The 19,351-nt window shown below is 50.4% G+C and carries 20 protein-coding genes and 1 pseudogene; 1 reads left to right on the forward strand and 20 read right to left on the reverse strand.

Annotated elements, in window-relative coordinates; all coding sequences use genetic code 11:
* Positions 1–320: 320 nt before the first annotated feature.
* Complete coding sequence (locus NFS31_RS23780) at positions 321–782, reverse strand: hypothetical protein (protein ID WP_251500774.1); 462 nt, start codon at positions 780–782, stop codon at positions 321–323.
* A gap of 101 nt (positions 783–883) precedes the next feature.
* On the opposite strand from NFS31_RS23780, the pseudogene NFS31_RS28425 reads away from it, so the two are divergent.
* Positions 884–967, forward strand: a pseudogene (locus tag NFS31_RS28425) (DUF6783 domain-containing protein); the annotation flags it as partial.
* A gap of 17 nt (positions 968–984) precedes the next feature.
* Here NFS31_RS28425 and NFS31_RS23785 read toward each other — a convergent pair.
* From NFS31_RS23785 to NFS31_RS23870, 19 genes are all read right to left on the reverse strand, one after another.
* Complete coding sequence (locus tag NFS31_RS23785) at positions 985–1,548, reverse strand: type II toxin-antitoxin system PemK/MazF family toxin (protein WP_251500776.1); 564 nt, start codon at positions 1,546–1,548, stop codon at positions 985–987.
* A 260-nt stretch (positions 1,549–1,808) separates the two neighbouring features.
* Positions 1,809–2,450 carry a hypothetical protein gene (locus NFS31_RS23790; RefSeq protein WP_251500778.1) on the reverse strand — a complete coding sequence of 214 codons (642 nt, stop codon included), beginning with the start codon at positions 2,448–2,450 and terminating at the stop codon, positions 1,809–1,811.
* A gap of 565 nt (positions 2,451–3,015) precedes the next feature.
* Entirely contained in the window at positions 3,016–5,664 is a 2,649-nt protein-coding gene (locus NFS31_RS23795; RefSeq protein ID WP_251500779.1) for a VirB4-like conjugal transfer ATPase, CD1110 family, read from the reverse strand.
* Between the two features lie 44 nt (positions 5,665–5,708).
* The gene (locus NFS31_RS23800; protein ID WP_251500781.1) at positions 5,709–6,176 is read right to left on the reverse strand and encodes a PrgI family protein; all 468 of its coding nucleotides are present in this window, start codon (positions 6,174–6,176) and stop codon (positions 5,709–5,711) included.
* A gap of 182 nt (positions 6,177–6,358) precedes the next feature.
* On the reverse strand, positions 6,359–7,666 hold the full coding sequence (locus NFS31_RS23805; RefSeq protein ID WP_251500784.1) for a hypothetical protein: 1,308 nt from the start codon (positions 7,664–7,666) through the stop codon (positions 6,359–6,361).
* Positions 7,667–7,960: 294 nt separating this feature from the next.
* Positions 7,961–8,362, reverse strand: coding sequence for a hypothetical protein (locus NFS31_RS23810; RefSeq protein WP_251500787.1), 402 nt, complete (start codon positions 8,360–8,362; stop codon positions 7,961–7,963).
* Between the two features lie 206 nt (positions 8,363–8,568).
* Entirely contained in the window at positions 8,569–8,838 is a 270-nt protein-coding gene (locus tag NFS31_RS23815) for a hypothetical protein (protein WP_251500790.1), read from the reverse strand.
* Positions 8,798–8,941 (reverse strand): hypothetical protein, encoded by a 144-nt coding sequence (locus NFS31_RS23820; RefSeq protein WP_251500793.1) that lies wholly within the window; start codon positions 8,939–8,941, stop codon positions 8,798–8,800. Before NFS31_RS23820 ends, NFS31_RS23815 begins: the two co-directional genes overlap by 41 nt.
* A 471-nt stretch (positions 8,942–9,412) precedes the next feature.
* On the reverse strand, positions 9,413–9,697 hold the full coding sequence (locus tag NFS31_RS23825; RefSeq protein WP_251500796.1) for a helix-turn-helix domain-containing protein: 285 nt from the start codon (positions 9,695–9,697) through the stop codon (positions 9,413–9,415).
* Positions 9,672–10,034 (reverse strand): type II toxin-antitoxin system RelE/ParE family toxin, encoded by a 363-nt coding sequence (locus tag NFS31_RS23830; RefSeq protein ID WP_251500799.1) that lies wholly within the window; start codon positions 10,032–10,034, stop codon positions 9,672–9,674. Before NFS31_RS23830 ends, NFS31_RS23825 begins: the two co-directional genes overlap by 26 nt.
* A gap of 132 nt (positions 10,035–10,166) precedes the next feature.
* Positions 10,167–11,267: a DNA primase gene (locus NFS31_RS23835; RefSeq protein WP_251500800.1), complete on the reverse strand. Its 1,101-nt coding sequence runs from the start codon at positions 11,265–11,267 to the stop codon at positions 10,167–10,169.
* 44 nt (positions 11,268–11,311) lie between these two features.
* Positions 11,312–11,440: a hypothetical protein gene (locus NFS31_RS26955; RefSeq protein WP_275563928.1), complete on the reverse strand. Its 129-nt coding sequence runs from the start codon at positions 11,438–11,440 to the stop codon at positions 11,312–11,314.
* A gap of 4 nt (positions 11,441–11,444) precedes the next feature.
* Complete coding sequence (locus NFS31_RS23840; RefSeq protein WP_251500802.1) at positions 11,445–11,753, reverse strand: hypothetical protein; 309 nt, start codon at positions 11,751–11,753, stop codon at positions 11,445–11,447.
* 197 nt (positions 11,754–11,950) lie between these two features.
* Positions 11,951–14,407 (reverse strand): preprotein translocase subunit SecA, encoded by a 2,457-nt coding sequence (gene secA, locus NFS31_RS23845; protein ID WP_251500804.1) that lies wholly within the window; start codon positions 14,405–14,407, stop codon positions 11,951–11,953.
* Between the two features lie 248 nt (positions 14,408–14,655).
* Positions 14,656–15,183 carry an ATP-binding protein gene (locus NFS31_RS23850; RefSeq protein ID WP_251500805.1) on the reverse strand — a complete coding sequence of 176 codons (528 nt, stop codon included), beginning with the start codon at positions 15,181–15,183 and terminating at the stop codon, positions 14,656–14,658.
* 29 nt (positions 15,184–15,212) lie between these two features.
* On the reverse strand, positions 15,213–16,112 hold the full coding sequence (locus tag NFS31_RS23855) for a HipA domain-containing protein (RefSeq protein WP_251500807.1): 900 nt from the start codon (positions 16,110–16,112) through the stop codon (positions 15,213–15,215).
* A gap of 58 nt (positions 16,113–16,170) precedes the next feature.
* Positions 16,171–16,410, reverse strand: a complete 240-nt coding sequence (locus NFS31_RS23860) for a hypothetical protein (protein ID WP_251500809.1) — start codon at positions 16,408–16,410, stop codon at positions 16,171–16,173.
* Positions 16,411–16,560: 150 nt separating this feature from the next.
* Positions 16,561–16,812, reverse strand: coding sequence for a hypothetical protein (locus NFS31_RS23865; RefSeq protein ID WP_251500811.1), 252 nt, complete (start codon positions 16,810–16,812; stop codon positions 16,561–16,563).
* Positions 16,809–17,618, reverse strand: coding sequence for an Rpn family recombination-promoting nuclease/putative transposase (locus NFS31_RS23870; protein WP_251500814.1), 810 nt, complete (start codon positions 17,616–17,618; stop codon positions 16,809–16,811). The genes NFS31_RS23865 and NFS31_RS23870 overlap by 4 nt, the downstream gene beginning before the upstream one ends.
* Between the last annotated feature and the right edge of the window lie 1,733 nt (positions 17,619–19,351).

A 19,351-nucleotide genomic window follows, 5' to 3' on the forward strand; every position in this document is an offset into this window, starting at 1 on the left:
AAAGCAGCCACCGAAAGATGGCTTGTTTGTGATGCGATTAAGGGAATGGATACCCTCTACTTCTCATTTTCAATCTTTGCTCCTTCCTTTCCCGGATAACCAGAGGAACATCTTCCTGTCATTTCCATATGCTCTGGTTCTTAACCAAAAGCGGTTCCGCCGTAAATATATGTCCCTGTTCCCATTGTTCCATATCCGCTGAAAAGGATCCGGCATTTCACACCCCTGAGCCGTGTGGGACTGGGGACAGGGAGACACCCGCCTTCATAACAACAAAGCAGAGCCCGTCCGCCAGCCTGCGGAGCTGATTAGCCCGGTCTCTATACAAACGGCGCAGGAGGATCGGACAGTCTCCCGCTTCGTGTAGGCAGAGAGGATTGTGACGGGCACGCCACTACCCGCATCCTCCCCAGCTCTGAACCTGCGTCCACAAATGCGGCGCTCGCGTCTGGAAGCACGCCTGTCTTTAATGGCAGAAGCCTGTCAGGATCCGATGCGTCTGTCAGCCGCTCAATCAGGAATGCCGCCCCGCTCCTTACCGCCTCATCCGGGAAACGCCGGATCACCTGGTAAAGGGAAGCCGCCCTGGTGTCCGTCTTCTCCCGGACGAATTCCAGAAAACACCTGTCACAGGATTCTATACCCATTTTTACAATATCCGCCGCGAGGAGTGTTTCCTCATACAGACGTGAATGTGGCCTTTCCCCTGGCCTTAAGTAGATGTAAGAACCAAACATTTCGTGCAGGTAGGACGCCACCCAGAGACTGTTTGTTTCGATCATATGGAACCTCTCTTTCTAAAAACGATATGGCATGCCAGAGCATGTTTGAAAATTCATTCCTGGCATCTGCATGCCCCCACTTTTCGGTATATTTACCCCAAATGAACGCAGCCCGCTATGCCACGTTCATTTGGGACAAATCTCCAGCAAAATGGGACTCACAGCTACCAGAAAGCCATTTTAGGACGCGCTCCAGGCCCCCTTATAGGCCGGTCTCTGGTGAAAGTATGGCGGATACCCCCATATTTGCGGCGATTTCTTTGTCAAAGAGATGCCACTCTTTTTCGTGGATATGCTTCTCATCGTGCTTTCCCGGAGCTTTTTTCTTTATGGCTCTGCCTTTGTTTTCCCATGACAGGCCGAGGCTGACCGCTAACGCCCTGTTAATCATCCGCATCTCCTGTTCTGATGCGTTCCCTATGTATCTTAAAAGCCGTTCCTTGTCTACAGTCTGGATCTGCTCACACAGCGCAGTGGATGGGCGCTGTGCTGAGCGGACCGGGACATGCGTGGGCATCCAGTGTTTCTTCTTTGTCGTAAGGAAAACGACTTCCACAACCGTGGAGTGGGTATTCCCATTATCATTGCTGACAATAACCGCCGGACGGCCTCCCGCCTGCTCGCTCCCTGTTGTCGTCCCCTGGCTGACGTGGTAGATCTGTCCCCTGCTGTATGTGCCTTCCTGCGCCTTCCGACTGGTTTTATTGTTATCTTCCGGTAAATTTCTGGTTGATATAGTTATCCCCTCCTCATCATCTTCTTCCATTCCTGCTGCCCTCTCCTCTGTTTTTTATTTTGTCTGCGCTTTAATTGCTGTTTATTTGATATTCTGTTTTTCTCCCCCTTCCCAATGCCTTATATTGACTGACATTAGAAGTATGGGGATCTGCATAGCTGTTATCAGCACACAGAGAAGCCCGTTTCCAGGCTTCCTGAGCCAACACCCTCGCGACGGTCGCCAAATGTGCATGCAAGCATGCCTGCTTGGCTCGTTGCTCGCGGAAATAAAAAGGGAAATGCTGTTTTTTAATCGTAGTATACTTCAAGGAGCAGGAAATCCTCAGGATGTTCCTTAGCTCTGTTAATCACATGGCTGGGAGCATACGGGCTTATATCAGAACTGAGTCCCTCCGATTCGCTGTAAACAAGCTTATCCTGCCCGTAGGAGAACACATTGTCAGCGGCATCCAGCGCTTTCCGCAGTTCATAAAGGGATGCCGGGTATGGAAACATTTCCCACTGGATCCGCCCGTCTCCTGTCATGCTGGAAGCGAACAGTTCTGACAGCTTCGCGATCCCTTTCTGTTCGGCCTGTGCCTCGAATGCTTCCAGCATCCTGATGACATGCATCGACTGATCCCAGTTCCAGGAAAGGATTTTCTTCCGTATCCCGTCTGGCCTTGTAGCTCCGAATCCGTACCCCTCTTCATCTTCTGCATCTTCAAAGCTCATTGCTTTGTCCCTGAAATAAGCAACCACACCTTGTAGCGCTCCGTCATAATCCCCTTCACTGAGCACATGGCCACAGGCGTTGTGATAAATCTCCTTAAGAGTTTCCTTATGTTTTTCTTTCCCTTCCGGGGTTTTTAAGGAACTGATTTCCTCCGGAGTGAAGCGGTTTGTCAGCTCCTCACTGATGTTTACCAATACTGTTAATCCACATGCCATATCTTTTCCTCCATTTTTTGTGTTTTTCATTGTTTTCTTCCAAATCAGATCCTAAAATCTACCAGATTTTGCCACGAAAAATCAAGTATCCAGTGAGTCCCGGCCTTGCGGAAATCCCCATGTCCCTGATTGGTATCTTGCTTATGGGATCTGATATCTGGCTTTCAGGAATGCTGAGCTCTTCCTGGAGCTGTTTCTGTTTTTCCCGCTGCTTTCATCTCTGATACCTTGATGCTGATATGGTCTAAAAGAAGTATGGACATGAAACCGCTCTGTTCGGGGCTGCTTTTTATACAGTTCCCTATAGCCACTGCCTGTCCGGGGCGAAATACCGCCAGTATGCCCCATGCTGTAAAAAAGAGACCTTTTATTATATGTATAGCCCCAGGATTTTTGTTCTTCTGGACAGCTCCGCTCCTGTTTACCAGAGCGCAGCTTTTCATAAAGAAAAAGCATATCTACTTGTATCAGCAAACATGCTTTCCCAAACTATGTCCTATCGCCGTAATTTTCCACGTTCCAGTATGAAACTTATTTATCAGTCAACACATGTGCTGTTTTGTTGTTATACCTGCATCTGAGGTTTCGTAGAAAGAAGCCCGAACATCTGGTTCTCAGCCGGAAAGTCATTTCCGAAGGGCAGCAGCGCGCCGCCATACCAGATAAGTCCGTGTCCGGACTGCGCATTCTTGATAAAGTCAAGCTGTGCGTCCGAGATATGCAGGATAGAACCGATCTCCTTGCGGTCCGCATCCGACTGATTCAGCATCTGGATCAGGTGACAGTTATTGATGATCGCCCGGGATTCCCGGTTCGTCAGCATATCCTCGATGTTCTGGGTGATACCGGTTGGGACGCCGCCGAACTTCCTGGCCTGCTTGTAAATGAACATCAGGTGCCTTGCGCATGTCTCAGACTGTGTGAGCAGATAGAACTCGTCAATGAAGACCCAGGTGCGGATTTTCCGCTTCTTGTTCGCCACTGTACGGTTCCAGATGTCCTCCAGGCATACCTGCATCCCCATTTCCTTTAACCCTGTCCCGATGTCACTGATGTCATAGACAATGAACCGGCGATCCGTGTCCACGTTCGTTCTGTAAGCGAACGTGTCATAGGAGCCTTCGCAGTATTTCTCCATGGCGATCCTGATATAATCGGCGTCCGGCTCCGGCTGCCTGCGAAGCACGGCGTAAAAGTCCTTCAGGGTAGGCACCGCGTCACGGTCGCAGGTGATCCGGCTCCCGGAACGGCGGAGGTTGTCCATATGCTCAATATACGGGCCGTAGATCATCCGCACGCACCGGTCGATGACGGATTCCTGAACCGGATTCAGCCCGTAATTCCCGCCAACCGCCGCTTCACATAAGGCGCTGATATAGTCAGACTTTACCGTCACCGGGTCATCACCCGTACCGTCACCGTTGCTGGCATAGTCTAAGTCCATATCGAACGGGTTGATGTGGGTATTGGACCCGGGCGCGATGCGGATTACCTGGCCGCCAAGAGCCTCACAGAGCGGCTTGTACTCCGCCTGCGGGTCAATGACAAAGATCTCATTGGACTCAGACTTCAAAAAAGCCTGGGCCATCTCCATCTTCGCCGCAAAGCTCTTGCCTGAGCCCGACTTTCCAATGATCAGCCCGTTGGCGTTCTGGGCATCCATGCGGTTTAGCACGATCAGGTTATGACTTGTGGCGTTTACGCCGTAATACAGGCCGTGAGCCTCGTTCATCTCTTGAGCCTCGAATGGGATGAACAGCGCTGCCGCTTCCGTATTCACCATTCGGTCTGCGTAGATCCGGTTCACACCCAGGGGCACTGCGGACGCCAGCCCGCTCTCCTGCTGCCCATTCAGCTTGCTCATGACGCATAAGTGCTTTTCCGCATTGTTCTGAACCATCTTTGTGTAGTTTTCCAGTTCGTCATAGGTATCCGCGAACACCACGCACACCAGTGTCATCAGGATAGATTTCTGGTTTCGGACTGTGAAGTCATCATAGGCCTTGTCGGCATCCTCCTTCTGCTGCTTTAAGTCAATCGGCACGAACTCACTGCTTAAGCCTTTCCTGGCCTTCTTTTCCGCTGACTGCGCCATCCCCCTGGTGACCTCTAACATCTGGTTCCGCACCAGCTTGATTGCCTCATCCTGGCGCATGGGAGAAAAATGTATGCTTGTCAGTGTTGTGCATGGCACGCTCGCGATGTCCGTCATGATGTCGGCGGAAAGCTGTGTCGGGTACAGCCTCATGGACAGCGCCCGCCCCAGCTTGTCATCAATGATGAAATAATCGTCATAGAACTGGATATCCATGGGCGCGATCAGATCCTTCGTGGTCAGGCCCATTTCCAGCATATGGCCGATGTTAAAGGTCTCCACCTTCCTGCCGCCAATCTCTATCTTTTTGTAAAACGGGGCGGCGCACGGGTTATATATCTCATGCAGGATCCCCAATCTCTTCACCAAGGGCATCGGCACAGTATCCGCCCCGTTGATCTCCTTGATCTTCGGCGCGATCTCCGTATCCACGCGGCTGAACACGTTCGCTGCTACCTGGATGTTCTCCGCACTCACGCCAACAGTCAGGAACTTTTTCTGGATGATGTTGTTCTGCCCTCCGGAAATCTTCTCCTCCAGCACTTCGTTCATGGCCTGCCGGTATCCGTCATAGCCGTCCTGCTTATTCTGGTAGAGCGTATTTTTCCTGAAAGAATCCTTATCGATCTTCGTGTTAAAGATCGTGAACTGCGGCCGCACGTCAGGCTGGAAATAGTTGATCAGATCCCCGTAAGCGTAATACATCTGGTCCTGGTGATCCTGCGTGGCGGTCTTGAAGTTCGCGTCCGTCAGTTCATAGGTTTTGGTATAAAGGCTCCCTTCAGACTGGAAAATTCCGTTTTTGTAGACACGGCTGTACGGGATCGTGTCCTGGGAGCTTTTGGGGATCTTTAAGGCGGCGATCTTCTCCTTCCTTCCCTTTATCAGCTTCTTTTTCCGCGTTTTCGTCTTCCGCTTGTTCCCCGGGGCTTTTACCGGCTCCGGGGCCGCTGCCTCCGCCTTTGGTTTTGGCGTCTCCATGCTCCCGATGTCGCCCATATACCGCTCCTGTCCGAGGTCTGTCTTCTTTTTAAAGCTTCCCTGCTTATTCCCGGACGGGATCCTTGTGACTTCTGCCTGGAGCCCGCTGCCTTCCTTCTTTTTCTTTCCAAATAACAATGGGATTCTCCCCTTTCTTTTTTAGGTATCCAGAGCCTTTGCGGTCATTTCACGCTCTCATATTCCGGGTTCCCAGCCACAAAGGCGGCAAGGGCTTTATCATATTCCTTCTGCTTCCTGCGCTTTTGGGACGCCATACAGGACGGGGCGCCGTCCAGGTACTCCATCGTGATGCGGTTTTGCTTCGCGTATTCCGCGAAATTATTTTCCGTGCGGTATACTCTGTGCCTAGGCGCCAGGAAATTCTGGATCAACAGGTTTCTGGCATATACCCAGACAGGCATCCCCTCAATGTCGATAAACCCGCAGGCCAGCGGAATGGCCCCTGGAATGAGTACAATCACGGCCCGCTGGTTTACCGTCATGCCTGTGGAAAACGGGTGGGTCAGGGCAAAGGCCAGGACTGCAAGCGCGGCTGCGGCTGCTACGCCGATAAATTCCCGTTTGCTGAACGGGCCAATGAATTTTGGCTTAAACTCCCGTACGTCCCTTGGTACTGGCATAATAATCATGTTCTTCTCCTCCCTGCTAATTTTATGTACTTTCGGAATCTCGCTGCGCCTGATTTTGTGAGATAATTTTAGATGCGCACAAATTTATGAGGCGTACGTGGAGCGTACGTTGATTAAATTGGGTGCATCTGGCGGAACATCAGCCGCAAAGGCAGTCACAGAGAGATTCCGAGCATACATTTTTATGGATGTGTGCCAATGATCTCCCGAGCGATGCCGGCTGATTTCACGAACAGCCCGATCATCGTCAGGTTCACAATGCAGCTTGTAACCGGCGAGAACCCGGGGATCAATGCCCCGCTCTCCAGGATCTCCCTTAACTGCGTTCCCACAATGACAATCACATAGATGATAACGCCCTGGATTGCCGCTGCTGCCAGTGATTTCAGCCACCGTATGCCTGTGCTGCGGAACCGTTCGGAAAAAAGATCCGCCACAGCAAGGGGGGTGAACACAAACCGGACGCCGATGTCGATCGCGACGGCGTAAACGGTCAGGGAGATGACAAACGAGATGATGGCCGAGCCTGCGAACTTCGTGATCAGGCTGATAACAGGCCCGCCAAGGACGGACGAGATCCCGCTGAACACTGCCGGCATCTGGCTTCCCACCCACGCGATTGCCGCGTTGAATGCCGTGGAGAACACCCCTGCGTTCCCGCTTCCCGCCGTCCTGGCCAGGAGGGAGAATCCCCCGGATTTCTCAATGGATGTGACGGAAAGCCACATCGCCATGTGGGTGCGGTATGCCCCCGTGTCCACGGCTCCCGCCCCGCTTGTTGCGTTTAAGGCCGCCGTCAGGATGATATCCCCGGTGTAAATGATGACTGCCGCTATGTACAGGCAGTTATAGATGATAAAGAGCCCCACGCACAGCTTTAAAAACGCCCTCCACAGCGCTTCCGTGGACGCGCTCTTTTCCGTCGCCTGCTGCAGGATATCCCCAATCCCAAATGCAATGCACAGGGAGGATGCGAACGCCATGCAGATCCCCATAACATTGGTCAGGGCCGTGTTTGACATGATCCGGTCGATCATCAGCTTCATGGCGCTTCGGTTCACCCCGCTGGCATCCGCGTCCCACTGCAGGATATGGAGCTTGTTCACCGCATCCGCGTCAGAATCTGCGTCAGAGAGACCGCCTGATACAGACGATGGGACGCCGTACTGGTCGCATGCTTTCTGGAATGCGGCGATCCACTGGGAAGCCCAGAGACTCTTATCGCTGGCGATCTTCTTGATCAACTGCGCGCCTTCCTTCTGGCTGGCCAGGGAGGCCCCCTGGCTGGCGATCTCCGCGTGGATCGCTTCCAGGATCTCCAGCTCCGTGTCCCTGATGTCCTGATCTGCCTCCTCCTCAATGAGCTGCTTCACGGCGCTGTACATGGTTCCGTCATATTCATCCAGATCCATTGCCGCAAAGGAGGTTATGGCGGCAGACAGGGAAATGGCTATAGCCGCCGCGAGGGCGGCGATTCTCTTAACAAACATACCGTTCTCCTCCTTAATCAAGTAGAGTGGGTAACTTCGTTACTGTTCACATCCGTTCACAGCAACCAGCAAAAATCCATGAAAATCGCCTGCAGCGATGGGATTTTTGCTCGCCAGCCCAAATTATCATACGGTCAGCGCAGCAAGTGCGCAGACCTACCTGAACAGTAACAAAACTTCTCCCCTTCTTGCTGCGCGGCCCGCATGCTGCTTTATCAGCAGAACTTCCTTATACGGGCCTGTGCATAAATGGGCAAAACCGGCCGAAGCCGGTTCTGTCTGCCTGTCAGCGTCTTATGATATGATGCCGAGCATTTTAAGCACGCCTTTCATGCCAATCAGAACAGCTCCTGAGATCAGTTTTCCAAGCGCCCCGTTCATGGCTTCGGCTTCGCCGTCCTTTCTGGCGGTCACATAACCGTAGATGCCCCAGATAAACATGCCGACGCCGACCATCTGGCAGATCCACAGCGCCAGGCCGACCACAATGCCCATGATCTGGTTCGGATCAGAGAACTTCTGGGACAAGTTCTGGGAGTTTACAGTCGGGACCTCGAACCCGCTCGCGTAAAATGCATATGGGTAACGGATGGCCAGAGCAGCCGCGGCCGCCGCAGCGGCAATGCCATTAGCGGCTTTCGCCCCTTTCTGCTCTGCCTTGCCTGATAACAGGGCAAATTTCATTTCTCTTCTCATGGAATTTCTCCTCCTTCCTTTTATTCCCGCGAGCAACGAGCCAAGCAGGCATGCTTGCATGCACATTTGGCGACTGCCGCGAGGGTCAAATACCCCGCTGCTCTGCAAGCGCTGCAAGTTTGACGCCCCGTTGCTTGCAGCGGAGTTGTTGACTCCTGTTTTTTATCTATTGCAGCGGGAATCCCGTGTGCAAACGTGAATAGGGCCTATCCCACAAGGTTCAGCCTGTGGTTCAGCTCACGGTTCAAAAAGCCGCGCACCTGCCTTTCCTTTTCTGTAAGTTCCCTGGCAAGCGGGGAATACAGGATCCATATGACAAACAGGACGTTGTCCGTGAACTGCGAGATGAGCTTCTGCGCAGAACCCATGTCCGGATACCAGTCCGTCATGCGGTACCCGCAGTTTTCAGCGCTTTCCTGGCACAAGTCGTATTCGTCAAAGGTCATTGTCACTGTGCCGTCTCCAGATATTTTCAATTTCACCATCCTCCACATTCTTTAATTCCGGCAGCCCCGCAGCCTGCAGATGCCCGCCCGGCGCTGTCGTAGTAAGTATGGAGGATGCTGTTGATTTCCACACGTTTTTTGCACCCTGAAATACACGGATAAATAGGGTAAAACAGGGGTTGGGCGTTCAGACAGGTTCGTTTTCTTTCTTATTTGGAGGCTGGCGGATAACGTTTTTGAACAGCTTCTTTCGGGCAGTATAACCGTTTCATGATTTTCTGACAGGATTTCGTTTCCTTTTTGCAGATAAGCGATTTCTGCACTCCATCTACAATAAATTTTGTGTGGGCAGGGACATTAGCAATAACTGTTAGTTGTCTGGATCCTGGGAATATTCATCTTCTGGCAGTAAATCTGATAATCAGGCCAAACCGGAATATTAACCAGTCTTACATACTGCTATCACGAAGTCTGCAAAAAAAACCGCCTCAAAAAGAGACGGCTTTCCACAGGCCAATCGTTTCTGGTATCGTTTTGTTCTTTATCCGGGTTTCCCTCCCCTGGCTTCCCTGCTGATCTCTGGCGGCAGGCTCTTTACAAGCTATTATTTTATCCGCACACTCAGGTTCTTCCCCAATGAGCCCGCTACTTTTACAAGAAAGTCTAAACTGGGATTATAATTGCCGCTTTCCAGCCTGGAAATGTTGCTTTTCTGTGTACCCACCCGTTTAGCAAGTTCTGATTGTGTCATGTTCTGTTCTTTCCTCGCCCTTATAATCTGTTCAATAGCTTCATATCTGGGCTTTAATTTCTCGTACTCTGTTCTGAACTCATCGTCCTTCAGCATATCGGCTTTCATTTCCTCAAAAGATATCCCTGCTTTGTTCATCAAAAACAGTCCTCCTTTTATAATCTTCCATATATTTTCTTGCTTTCCTTATTTCGCTTTCCGGCGTTTTCATGGTCTTTTTGATAAATCCGTGAAGCAGCACAAACTTATTGTTATGGTATGTAAAGTAAAATATTCTTGCTATGTCGCTTGAAAATTTGACACGCAATTCATATAACCCTTTATTTTCCCTGCCTTTTATCGGTTTTACATATGGTTCTCTCAATTCGTTCCCCATATTTCTCAATAATTCAATATCACTGAAAGCTTTTGCCCTTAATTTAGGAGCAAGTGAGTACAAAAAATCTTGTACTGGGATTTTACCGTTTTCCCGCATATAAAAATCCAATTGAAAAATTTTGATCACTCCTTTTTATTAATCAAAATATTATCATATATGATAACCATTGTCAAGCTGACCCCCAGAATATAGGAACCTTTTTCTTTCATTTATCTTACAAAAACCGCCTCACAAAGAGACGGCTTCCCTGACGCTTCCCGGCAGCAGGCGCTTTACAAGCTGCCTGACCAGCTCCGCTTCCGGCTCAGCCGAAGCTCTTACCATTAAAACGGAAGGATCTGTTCCTTTTGCCGCCCGCGCCTTCAGGGCCTCCTTCCCATATATCTGGAAGAATTCGTCCGGATCCTTTGCCGGGATGAAGCTTATGGCGTCCACCGCAAGTCCCGCGTTTTCCAGAACCGGGATGGAGCGCGCCATAGCCCGTATCCCCGGCCCGTCACTGTCAAGAGCCAGGCGTACCCTTTTATAAAAGCAGCGGATCAGCTCCGTGTGCTCTTTTGTCAGAACCGTCCCCAGCACTGCTGCCGAGTTGCGGAGCCCATGCGCCTGCAAGGCGATGAGATCCATATACCCTTCGCATATCAGGAGCGTATCCTCCGTTTTTGACGCTTCCTCTGCTGTCTGGAACCCATATAGCAGCGTATGCTTGTTAAATACCTGACTTTCTGCGCTGTTCAGGTACTTCGGCTCTTTGCTGTCCAGGCTGCGGCCGCCAAAAGCGACCACTCGCCCGTTACGGTTTAAGATCGGGAACATGATCCGGTTCCGGAACATGTCATACGCCCCGTATTTCCCGCGCTTTACCAGGCCGGACCGGAAGATGGACGTATCGTCAAACTGTTTCCTCAAATGCCGGTACAATGACTGGTTCCCGTTCCCGTATGGCGCGTACCCGATCCCGAAGTCCGCCAGGGTCTTTTGGTCAAGTCCCCGGTCCTTTGTAACATAGAAATATGCATGGGAGGCCATGCGCCCTGTAAGGCAGCCGTAATAATACGCCGCTGCGGCTTCATGGATGCTCATGATCTCCTGATCTTCCGGCTCTGGTACCGGTTCCGGGCGTTTAAGCCCCGCCAGGATCTTAAAGTCCTCCATCATCCCGCGCTTCCCGCAGGAATAACACCAGAACGCCGCATTCTTGTTATCAACACAGAACACGTCTGACCCGGAATGGCAGAACGGGCATTTCCCATGATATTTCTTCGTCCTCCTGTTATAGGACAGTTTTGTATAGCCTCCCACAAGGGATGCCATGCTGTGTTGAACCATCCCGCCAGCCTCCTTACTTTTTATGTCCTGTCTACTGTTTATGCTTATGCAAAAATCACTGCAAACGTCTGAGCATACGCAGCCCGCATATGATTGCAGGATTTTATGACATCCCCGATAACTGCAAATTCTGTGAATTTTTCCAGTTTCTTTTTTATTTTTTTCACTTCCATGTTTTCAAAATCCTTTAATCTCCCGGATCGCTTCCAGGATGATCCCCGCCAGAATTGCGCGCAGCTCCGGGCGTGCCAGTGACACGCCGCCGATCAGCGCGAAGGCAGCCATCACCGCCTGAACTACGGCTGAATATGCCCGAGAGAGTTTCACTGCCGCGCTTTTCGGCACGATCAGCTCTTCTTTTTTCTCCTCCCCATACTGTTCCTTCAGGCTTTTCCCTTCCCCATCCATGGGGCGGCCTGCGGACATGAGCCGCGGCCTGTATTTTCTATTCTCCATGCCTTCCGGGCCGGGATCTCCGGCCCTCACCTCCTTTCCTCCGGGATGTATTCCTGGAGTCCCTCAGCTTCTTTACTGTGTCCTGGCTGTCATTTTTTCACCTATTGTTCTGCTCCTTCTACAGTTTCTTATACGTTCATGGTAAGTATGGAAAGGCTTTACTGTTTTTTCTACCGTCCGGACTTGGATAAGCTGGCTGAGCTGACTGATCCGGCCGTTTTTCATGGCTACGCCGTCCCTTCTTCCAGGGCATGGCCCGCTGTTTCCACATCACGGGCCTGCCCCTTGTATGGCCTGCCCTCCTGCATTTTACAGGAAATGCCCAGGCTGACAAGGGCCTCTGCCGTCTCATTCTCCACCGAAAGCAGCATCTCCTGGAACATCCGGGCCGCCTCCGTCCTGTATTCCACAATCGGGTCACGCATGCCGATGGCCTGGTAGGTTATCACTTCCCGCAGCTTTTCCATGCTGGCAATGTGGCGGATCCATTCTGCGTCAAGGCGCCTCAGGCAAATATTCCTTTCCACCTGTGTAAACCTTGCAGGATTCCCTGCTGCCTTTACCATCGCTTCATATGCTTCCGCCCGGTCATGGGGCGCATGTCTGATACACCCGCGGCTCTCTTTTTCCATGTTTTTTTTCATGCAGGCCGCATGGGAAAAGGAACGCCTGGCGATCTTCCCCGGCCTTCCAGGCTTCCAGGGCTCCGGTTTCCCCATGCCCTGCGGCATGGCTCCCGTCTTTCTTTCCGACGCTTCCCGGATGATCCGGATGGCCTCCCCATGGATATCCCCGCTGGTGATGATCTCCAGGCGTCTCCTGTAGACTGCTTCCCGCTGGGCGTCATCTACCATGTCATAGGCCAGCAGGCACTCCCTTACGCCGTAATTGTCAAATTCTACTTTTTCCTGGGCCCGGCGGACATACTGATCTGTTTTCCTGTGCTGTATGGGGTACCCATTCTCCGTTTTTACGCCTTTTAAAGCTGCGGCGGCCTTCCCATCCCCGTTATACTTAAGCAGGTCATCTTCCAGGGAAAGGAAAAACCGTGAATCTCCAGGGTCGCCCTGCCGGCCGGAACGGCCGCGCAACTGGTCGTCTATCCGCCGGGATTCATGGCGCTCTGTGCCGATGACCTTCAGACCTCCGGCTTCCCTGGCCTCATCCGTCAGCCGGATGTCCGTACCCCTGCCGGCCATGTTGGTGGCGATAGTCACGGCCCCGGCTTCACCGGCATGCCCCACAATCTCCGCTTCTTCTTTGTCAAACTTCGCATTCAGGAGCTGGTGATCGAGCCCCTGTACTCCCAACATCCTGCTTAGCAGCTCCGATGTCTCAATGGACGTCGTGCCCACCAGGACAGGCTGGGACTTTCCATGGGCTTCCAGCACCTCCTGGATGACCGCCCTGTATTTTTCCTCTTTTGTCCGGAACACAAGATCCGGCCGGTCGTCCCGGAGCACGGGGCGGTTAGTCGGAATTTTTAAAACGTCCATGCCATAGGTTTCCCGGAACTCCCTGCGTTCCGTATACGCTGTGCCGCTCATGCCGCTTTTCTTGTTGTATTTATTGAAAAAATTCTGGAACGTGATGGACGCCATGGTCAAATTTTCGCTCTGGACATCCACATGCTCCTTGGCCTCGATCGCCTGGTGAAGCCCGTCCGAATACCTTCTCCCCTCCATGACGCGCCCGGTAAACTCGTCCACAATCAGAATCTCCCCGTCCTTCACGATGTAATCCACATCCTGTTCCATCAGGTAATGGGCCCGGATGGCGAGTATGATGTGATGGCGGATATCCGTGTTCTCCTCATCCGCAAGGTTTTCAATGCCGAAGAACATTTCCGTCTTTTTTATGCCTTCTTCCGTCAGGATGGCGCTCTGGCCATCCCCATCCACAATGAAATCCCCGCTCTCCTCTACTCCGCCGCCTGCCCACGCAAGGGCCTTTGGGAACCTCCCCGCCTCTTCTCCCCGCTCCATCTGCCGCGCCAGGATATCACAGAGGCGGTACAGCTTTGTCACCTTGTCGCCCGGGCCGGAAATAATGAGCGGGGTACGCGCCTCGTCAATAAGGACAGAGTCCGTCTCATCTATGATACAGTAGGGAAGCCCCCTTAAGACCATACCGCTCTCTGATGGCGCCATGTTGTCCCGCAGGTAGTCAAACCCCAGCTCATTATTCGTCACATAAGTGATGTCACAGGCATACGCCTTTTTCCGTTCATCCATGGACATGCCGGAGACCACACAGCCTGCGCTTAAACCCAGTATGCGGTAGATCTGGCCCATCCACTCCGCGTCCCGGGACGCCAGATAATCATTTACTGTTACAATGTGGACGCCCTTTCCGGTCAGCGCGTTTAAATAGGCCGGGGCTGTGGAAACCAGCGTCTTGCCTTCCCCAGTTTTCATCTCCGCCAGATACCCTTTATGGAGGGCGATGCCGCCAAGTAGCTGGACATCATAATGTCCATATCCAAGTACCCGGGTTGCCGCTTCCCTGACCAGGGCGAACGCTTCCGGGAGCAGTTTATCCAGGGATTCACCCCCTATGGCACGGTTTTTCAGCTCCTGCGTCTTTTTCCTCATTTCATCATCAGTCAGTTTTTTTGTTTCCGCCGCTAGGGCATTAATTTTTTTTACGGTACGTTTGAAACCTGCAAGCTTTATGTTCCACATATTTTCGGCTGCTCCTTTTCTTTTTGGGGCACGGCTTTGTCTATCGTATTTTGCACTTGCCGCGCCAGGCTGATATAAGTATGCGTGGAGACAAGGAATTATCGTCCACGGGATGCGGATATGTGTTTAAGACGGATTCAGTAAATATGGCAAAGCCATATCGCTGGCAGAGAACCTCTGGCTGTGCTGGCGTCTTCTGCGGATAGCGTTTTTTATATGGGATCGTACCTGAAACCGCTGGCAAAAATTCAGGCTTTGCCTGTACTGTAAATATAACAAACTATTAAATTATAACCATGTGTACAAAAAAAGAACCTACATAGACAGGCCCTTCTCTGCGTATTTTTTGTATCCAACTGTCGTTCTAAATCATCCGCTTGATTCTGTTCTCCTTGTGCAATATTTTGTTTGTCCGCAATTGCTTTCTCTGTGGTACAGTTTACGATATTTGTCCATCCTTCCTGAAATGAAGGAGGGTTGGCAGCGGAACGCCAGTGTAAAATTTCCAGCTTTTCCGAAGAAATATCTGCCCTGGAATGCTTTGGCTCTGTCCGCATAATATACACTTCCCTGTTTTTTACGCCAATTTCATCTGCAATGCACAGGAAAACATCCCTGTCCTTTGCTTTTAAGTTGGAAGCATCACATACCACGGACGCCCCGCTCATCAAAGCAATCCTGGTACGTGTTTCAGCTATATGGAAAACCAGGTCGTCTTTGAAATATAGCGTTCTGGTATTTAATTCATCCCGTATTCCGTTTGCTGAAATTAACACAACAGAGTTCCGGTACCGTTCATGTTCTTTTATTTCAGCAATCTGCTTTTTTTATTAATCAAAAAAACGGAATCACGCACTGCATCGATAACAGGGTACAGTTCTTTTCCATCCATCATAACCCATCCCTGAGTTTCCATGGAGCGGCAGATTTTTGCCGCCTGCTCTGATTTCCCGGAACCAGGGATTCCACACAGCATGATAAAAGACTGCACTGGCATTTCCTGTTTCTCCTGACGCTTTTCCCTCCCCATTTTTTCTCTTTTGTGCTCTTCATACAAAGACAGCGTCTTCTCTTTTTGGAATTCCTGGAACATCTGAAGCTTTAATTCATAGTTTTTGGTTATGAACGCCGCCTTCCTTTCTGGAATCCCGGCATTCTCATACAATTCTTTTACCTCAGACGCGCAGGGAAGCAGATCCATTCTTACAAGAGCACGGTTTTTGACCTCTTTAAGCATTTTGTCTTCTGTTTTAAAAAAACTGGTAATCCTCCGTCCCAAAAGGCCCCCGCGGCTGTATGGAATCCAGCGTTCCTCGTCAAAGAACATGCTGTTTCCGGAATCGAAGATCGGCGCCGGGCCGATGAGCTTCATAGTATCCGTATCCCTCAATACCCCGAAATTCGCCAAATGCTCGTCTGTATTGCTGAGCACGAAATCCGTCATTGTCTGATAATCCATAAAATCCTGGTTCAGTGGGCGATCTATGCCATAGCTCACGCACAGCTCAATATAATTTTCGTAGGCAGACAGAGCATTTATGCCTTTTTGGCTTACCGCGATTTCATAAGCGGGGATAAACTCAATCTTATCCGATGTGAATGCTTCACATTTGCATATTGTGCCATGTTCCTCTGTCACTGTTGCGATATACCTTACAAACGGGATGTCACATCCCTGCAGCTCATGGATTCTGGAAGCAAACACTTCATTTACGGACTGCTGGCCATAATGTTTGTAACTCTCTTTTATCAGAATCGGGATCTCATGATCCAGATCCCAGTATTTTCCATTTGCCCTCCCAGCGACGCATTGGGATCATATGAGGCTGCGTTATGGTATGGCGCATCTCCCACCACTGTTTGATTTTTTTCAGGTCAGCATGCCCAACGAATGGGGATAAACCGGAACCATTATCTTTATAACTGATAACGCGGCCGGTTTCCTCATCAACAGAAAGCCGGCCGCATATTTTATTTTTATGCATAAGATCATATTCAGCCATTCTTCCCTCCTGTCAGAGCTCTGTCCGCTTTTATTCATTATGTCAAAAAGCCCCGCGGATTACGGGGCTTTAAAGAGGAATTATACTCCTATATTTTTTGCTGCAATACCAGGAACCAGCCGTCTGAATTATACTGGCATGTCGGCTTCCTTAGCCCATGTGCGGATTGTGCCAGACAAACATTCCAGAAACTCCAAACATCTTCAAAAGAATTTCCTCATTCACAATATAGCGTATCAGGGAGTTAAAACTGTCACTTACATTCCCTTTATGCCCGGTAGCGTTTACAAAAATCTTCCAGGCGTCATCCCCCGGCGGATGGTTAGAACCGTCGCTGATCTGGTAATGTTCCCCGCACCGGTAAATGTACCCGTCATAGCCGAACGTGCAAACAAGAATCATGTCCCGGTAATTCTTTTTGCAGCTTCAAGAAAGGCTGATTCAGACATGCCAGCTTTAACTGCGGCCCTCTGTAAAGTGATGTCACCATCACTGTACAAATCATACAAGGTTCTGATATTACCTTCCTCACGGCCTTCCCGTCTTTCATCAGCCAGCTTGATTGCCAATGTCATATAACTCACCTTCCATTCGTCACTGCTGTTTATGAGCGATACTTTCCTTTCCAGCGTCCGGGTATATGAGTCTTTGGCCTCCCCGTTCATAATGTAACGCATCAGGGATTTAAAACTGTCACTTACATTCCCCTTATGCCCGGTGGCGTTTACAAAAATTTTCCAGGCGTCATCCCCCAGCGGATGGTAAGAACCGTCGCTGATCTGGTAATATTCCCCGCACCGGTAAATGTACTCGTCATGGCCGAACGGGTCAAACGTGCAGATAAAAATCACCAGGCTCTTTTTTAGCTGGACGTAATCCTCTCCTTTCGCAAGGATATTCAGATCGATCATTCCCTGATAAAACCTGGTTCTCTTAGGCAGGTTCCGGTTCTTCCCCGCCTGCATCTCCACGTCATAGACCGTGTCTTCCTCGTCCTCAATATACACGTCCATCCGGATCGATTTCGAGTGCATCGCGATATCCACGGTTTTCTGTCTCTCTGGATACTCAATCTTTTTGATCTTCGTCCCAAGAATCGTCTCCAGGAATGGTTTGCAACATTCCGGATCCGCCATCACGGTACCGAACATCAGGTCATCCTGAATAGTGACCGGCCTGAACCGTAATATCTTCTCTTCGTTAGTCATGTCTCCTCCTTCGCAGGAAATCTTCCTATCCTTATTATAGTATAGGTCAGGGTTTCCTGCAATTAGTATTTTAGTTTTTAGCTTTTTCAGTATAGTGTCTTGCTGTCCTGCTTTTTTCTCCCGGAGTGCCGCACAGAATCTCCTGTCTTCATTCCGTGCCTGCCCAGCTTAACCCGTATTCCCTTTAATAAAATGTTTTGTCTGGTTTCCACATAGGTATCCCTCCATATTCTCTGTGCCTTGTCTTTATTCTGCCTTAAGTATGGAAATAGGACGCTGTCATTATACGCAAAAAACGGATGGTCCCCCCGCCTTTCCCTGCCCTCCTGGCTATCCCCCTTTACTTGTACGGATACTCATCCGGAAACTCCTCCTGGTACCTCACGACTGCCACCTTTGCATACATATCCCCGTCTGCGTAATAGGTCATCCTGTCACTGTATACCTCCAATGGCTGCCGACCTACTCCTCATATACCCAAACGGCGAACTCTGCCAGGAGGTACACACCTGCCCCGATAGGCTGGCTGGTTTTAAAGTACCCCACGTTCTGACCGCCTTACTCCATCCCGCTCCGCATCTCGGCGTCAGCTATCTCCACATCCGCCTGCGTGAGCCATACTGTCATCTGGCCGGTTCTCTCATAAAATCAATCATATCGACTGACCCGCCCGGACTCAATGCATACCGGCGCGCCCCTGGGCACAATACTGCTGTAAAGATGCCCCGGATCTCCCACGGAGTCATCCAGGGCCGTCCGCCTTCTATATGGCGTCAAATTCTTCGTCTTCATGGCTTACAGGAACTCCAGCCCCGACGATCTCCAGATCCTGCAGGCAGAACTTCGCATCCACTGGCTTAAACCGCATCAGGAATCTGGTTCTCTCGCCTGTATCCTCAATAAACTTTGCGTCCTCCTTGATCTCCGCAAAGGTGTTATAGCGCGAGGCGCATACAGAGCTGCATACCGACCAGCAATGGCGTCGTCATGGACGATACTCGCCGGCCTCGAAATCCTGTTTTGTTGATGTAATGCGGCCGTATATAAGCGGTTCCTTTGGTTTTCATCCGCATAACCAGAAAACTCTGCCCCGTTGTAAACATGGCTATACGCAGGGGCCGTCACAATCCAGGATTCCAGCACCGCGGAATAATTCCTGTCAGTAGAGAATTTATCTACTTTCAAAATTCCCAAATCCATCTATACCCCATTTCTAAATACCACAAAAATTCTTTCCTCTGCTTTTTCACAGTAATGCACATAAAATGAATGAGCGGGTTTCCCATTCTGGCCATGCTGCTCTTGGATTTGACTCAAGAGGGTCTGCTATCTGTGAGCTTAGCTCACAAAAACACCTCGCATTGGCTTGCGAACAGTAACCTCTCCCCGCCTATATCGAAGTATTCCCGATCACCATCAAGTCCAAACTACTATCTAAACAGAAGCTTGCAGAGTTGTATATGAACAGATTTAAGTACGTATGGTATTTCCCATTCCTATTTTTTTAACTTCCCTTGTTTTCGTGAACCCCTTGTTCCAGTCCAGTTCTGGGACGCCTTTGAAATAGATATCCCATCAACTATCTTATCATGCTCCATACTTAATGCGGTAAAATATCAATTATTACTTTATTCTGCTATATTACTCTGATGGATAATATTATGTTTTCAATCATATTAAATACATACCATCCGATTCAAAATATGTCACACTTGAACAAACGGAAAGTTAGT

Source organism: Otoolea muris (genome assembly GCF_943193115.1).
Taxonomy (GTDB): domain Bacteria; phylum Bacillota; class Clostridia; order Lachnospirales; family Lachnospiraceae; genus Otoolea; species Otoolea muris.

Excerpts from the sequence above, each read along its gene's own strand:
- secA (WP_251500804.1), bottom strand. The coding sequence starts at position 14,407 with ATGTGGAACATAAAGCTTGCAGGTTTCAAACGTACCGTAAAAAAAATT.
- NFS31_RS23860 (WP_251500809.1), bottom strand. The coding sequence starts at position 16,410 with ATGGCTGAATATGATCTTATGCATAAAAATAAAATATGCGGCCGGCTT.
- NFS31_RS23790 (WP_251500778.1), bottom strand. The coding sequence starts at position 2,450 with ATGGCATGTGGATTAACAGTATTGGTAAACATCAGTGAGGAGCTGACA.
- NFS31_RS23865 (WP_251500811.1), bottom strand. The coding sequence starts at position 16,812 with ATGATTCTTGTTTGCACGTTCGGCTATGACGGGTACATTTACCGGTGC.
- NFS31_RS23780 (WP_251500774.1), bottom strand. The coding sequence starts at position 782 with ATGATCGAAACAAACAGTCTCTGGGTGGCGTCCTACCTGCACGAAATG.
- NFS31_RS23830 (WP_251500799.1), bottom strand. The coding sequence starts at position 10,034 with ATGCGGGAAAACGGTAAAATCCCAGTACAAGATTTTTTGTACTCACTT.
- NFS31_RS23810 (WP_251500787.1), bottom strand. The coding sequence starts at position 8,362 with ATGAGAAGAGAAATGAAATTTGCCCTGTTATCAGGCAAGGCAGAGCAG.
- NFS31_RS23870 (WP_251500814.1), bottom strand. The coding sequence starts at position 17,618 with ATGACTAACGAAGAGAAGATATTACGGTTCAGGCCGGTCACTATTCAG.
- NFS31_RS26955 (WP_275563928.1), bottom strand. The coding sequence starts at position 11,440 with ATGGAAGTGAAAAAAATAAAAAAGAAACTGGAAAAATTCACAGAATTT.
- NFS31_RS23825 (WP_251500796.1), bottom strand. The coding sequence starts at position 9,697 with ATGAACAAAGCAGGGATATCTTTTGAGGAAATGAAAGCCGATATGCTG.
- NFS31_RS23805 (WP_251500784.1), bottom strand. The coding sequence starts at position 7,666 with ATGTTTGTTAAGAGAATCGCCGCCCTCGCGGCGGCTATAGCCATTTCC.
- NFS31_RS23800 (WP_251500781.1), bottom strand. The coding sequence starts at position 6,176 with ATGATTATTATGCCAGTACCAAGGGACGTACGGGAGTTTAAGCCAAAA.
- NFS31_RS23835 (WP_251500800.1), bottom strand. The coding sequence starts at position 11,267 with ATGGTTCAACACAGCATGGCATCCCTTGTGGGAGGCTATACAAAACTG.
- NFS31_RS23785 (WP_251500776.1), bottom strand. The coding sequence starts at position 1,548 with ATGGAAGAAGATGATGAGGAGGGGATAACTATATCAACCAGAAATTTA.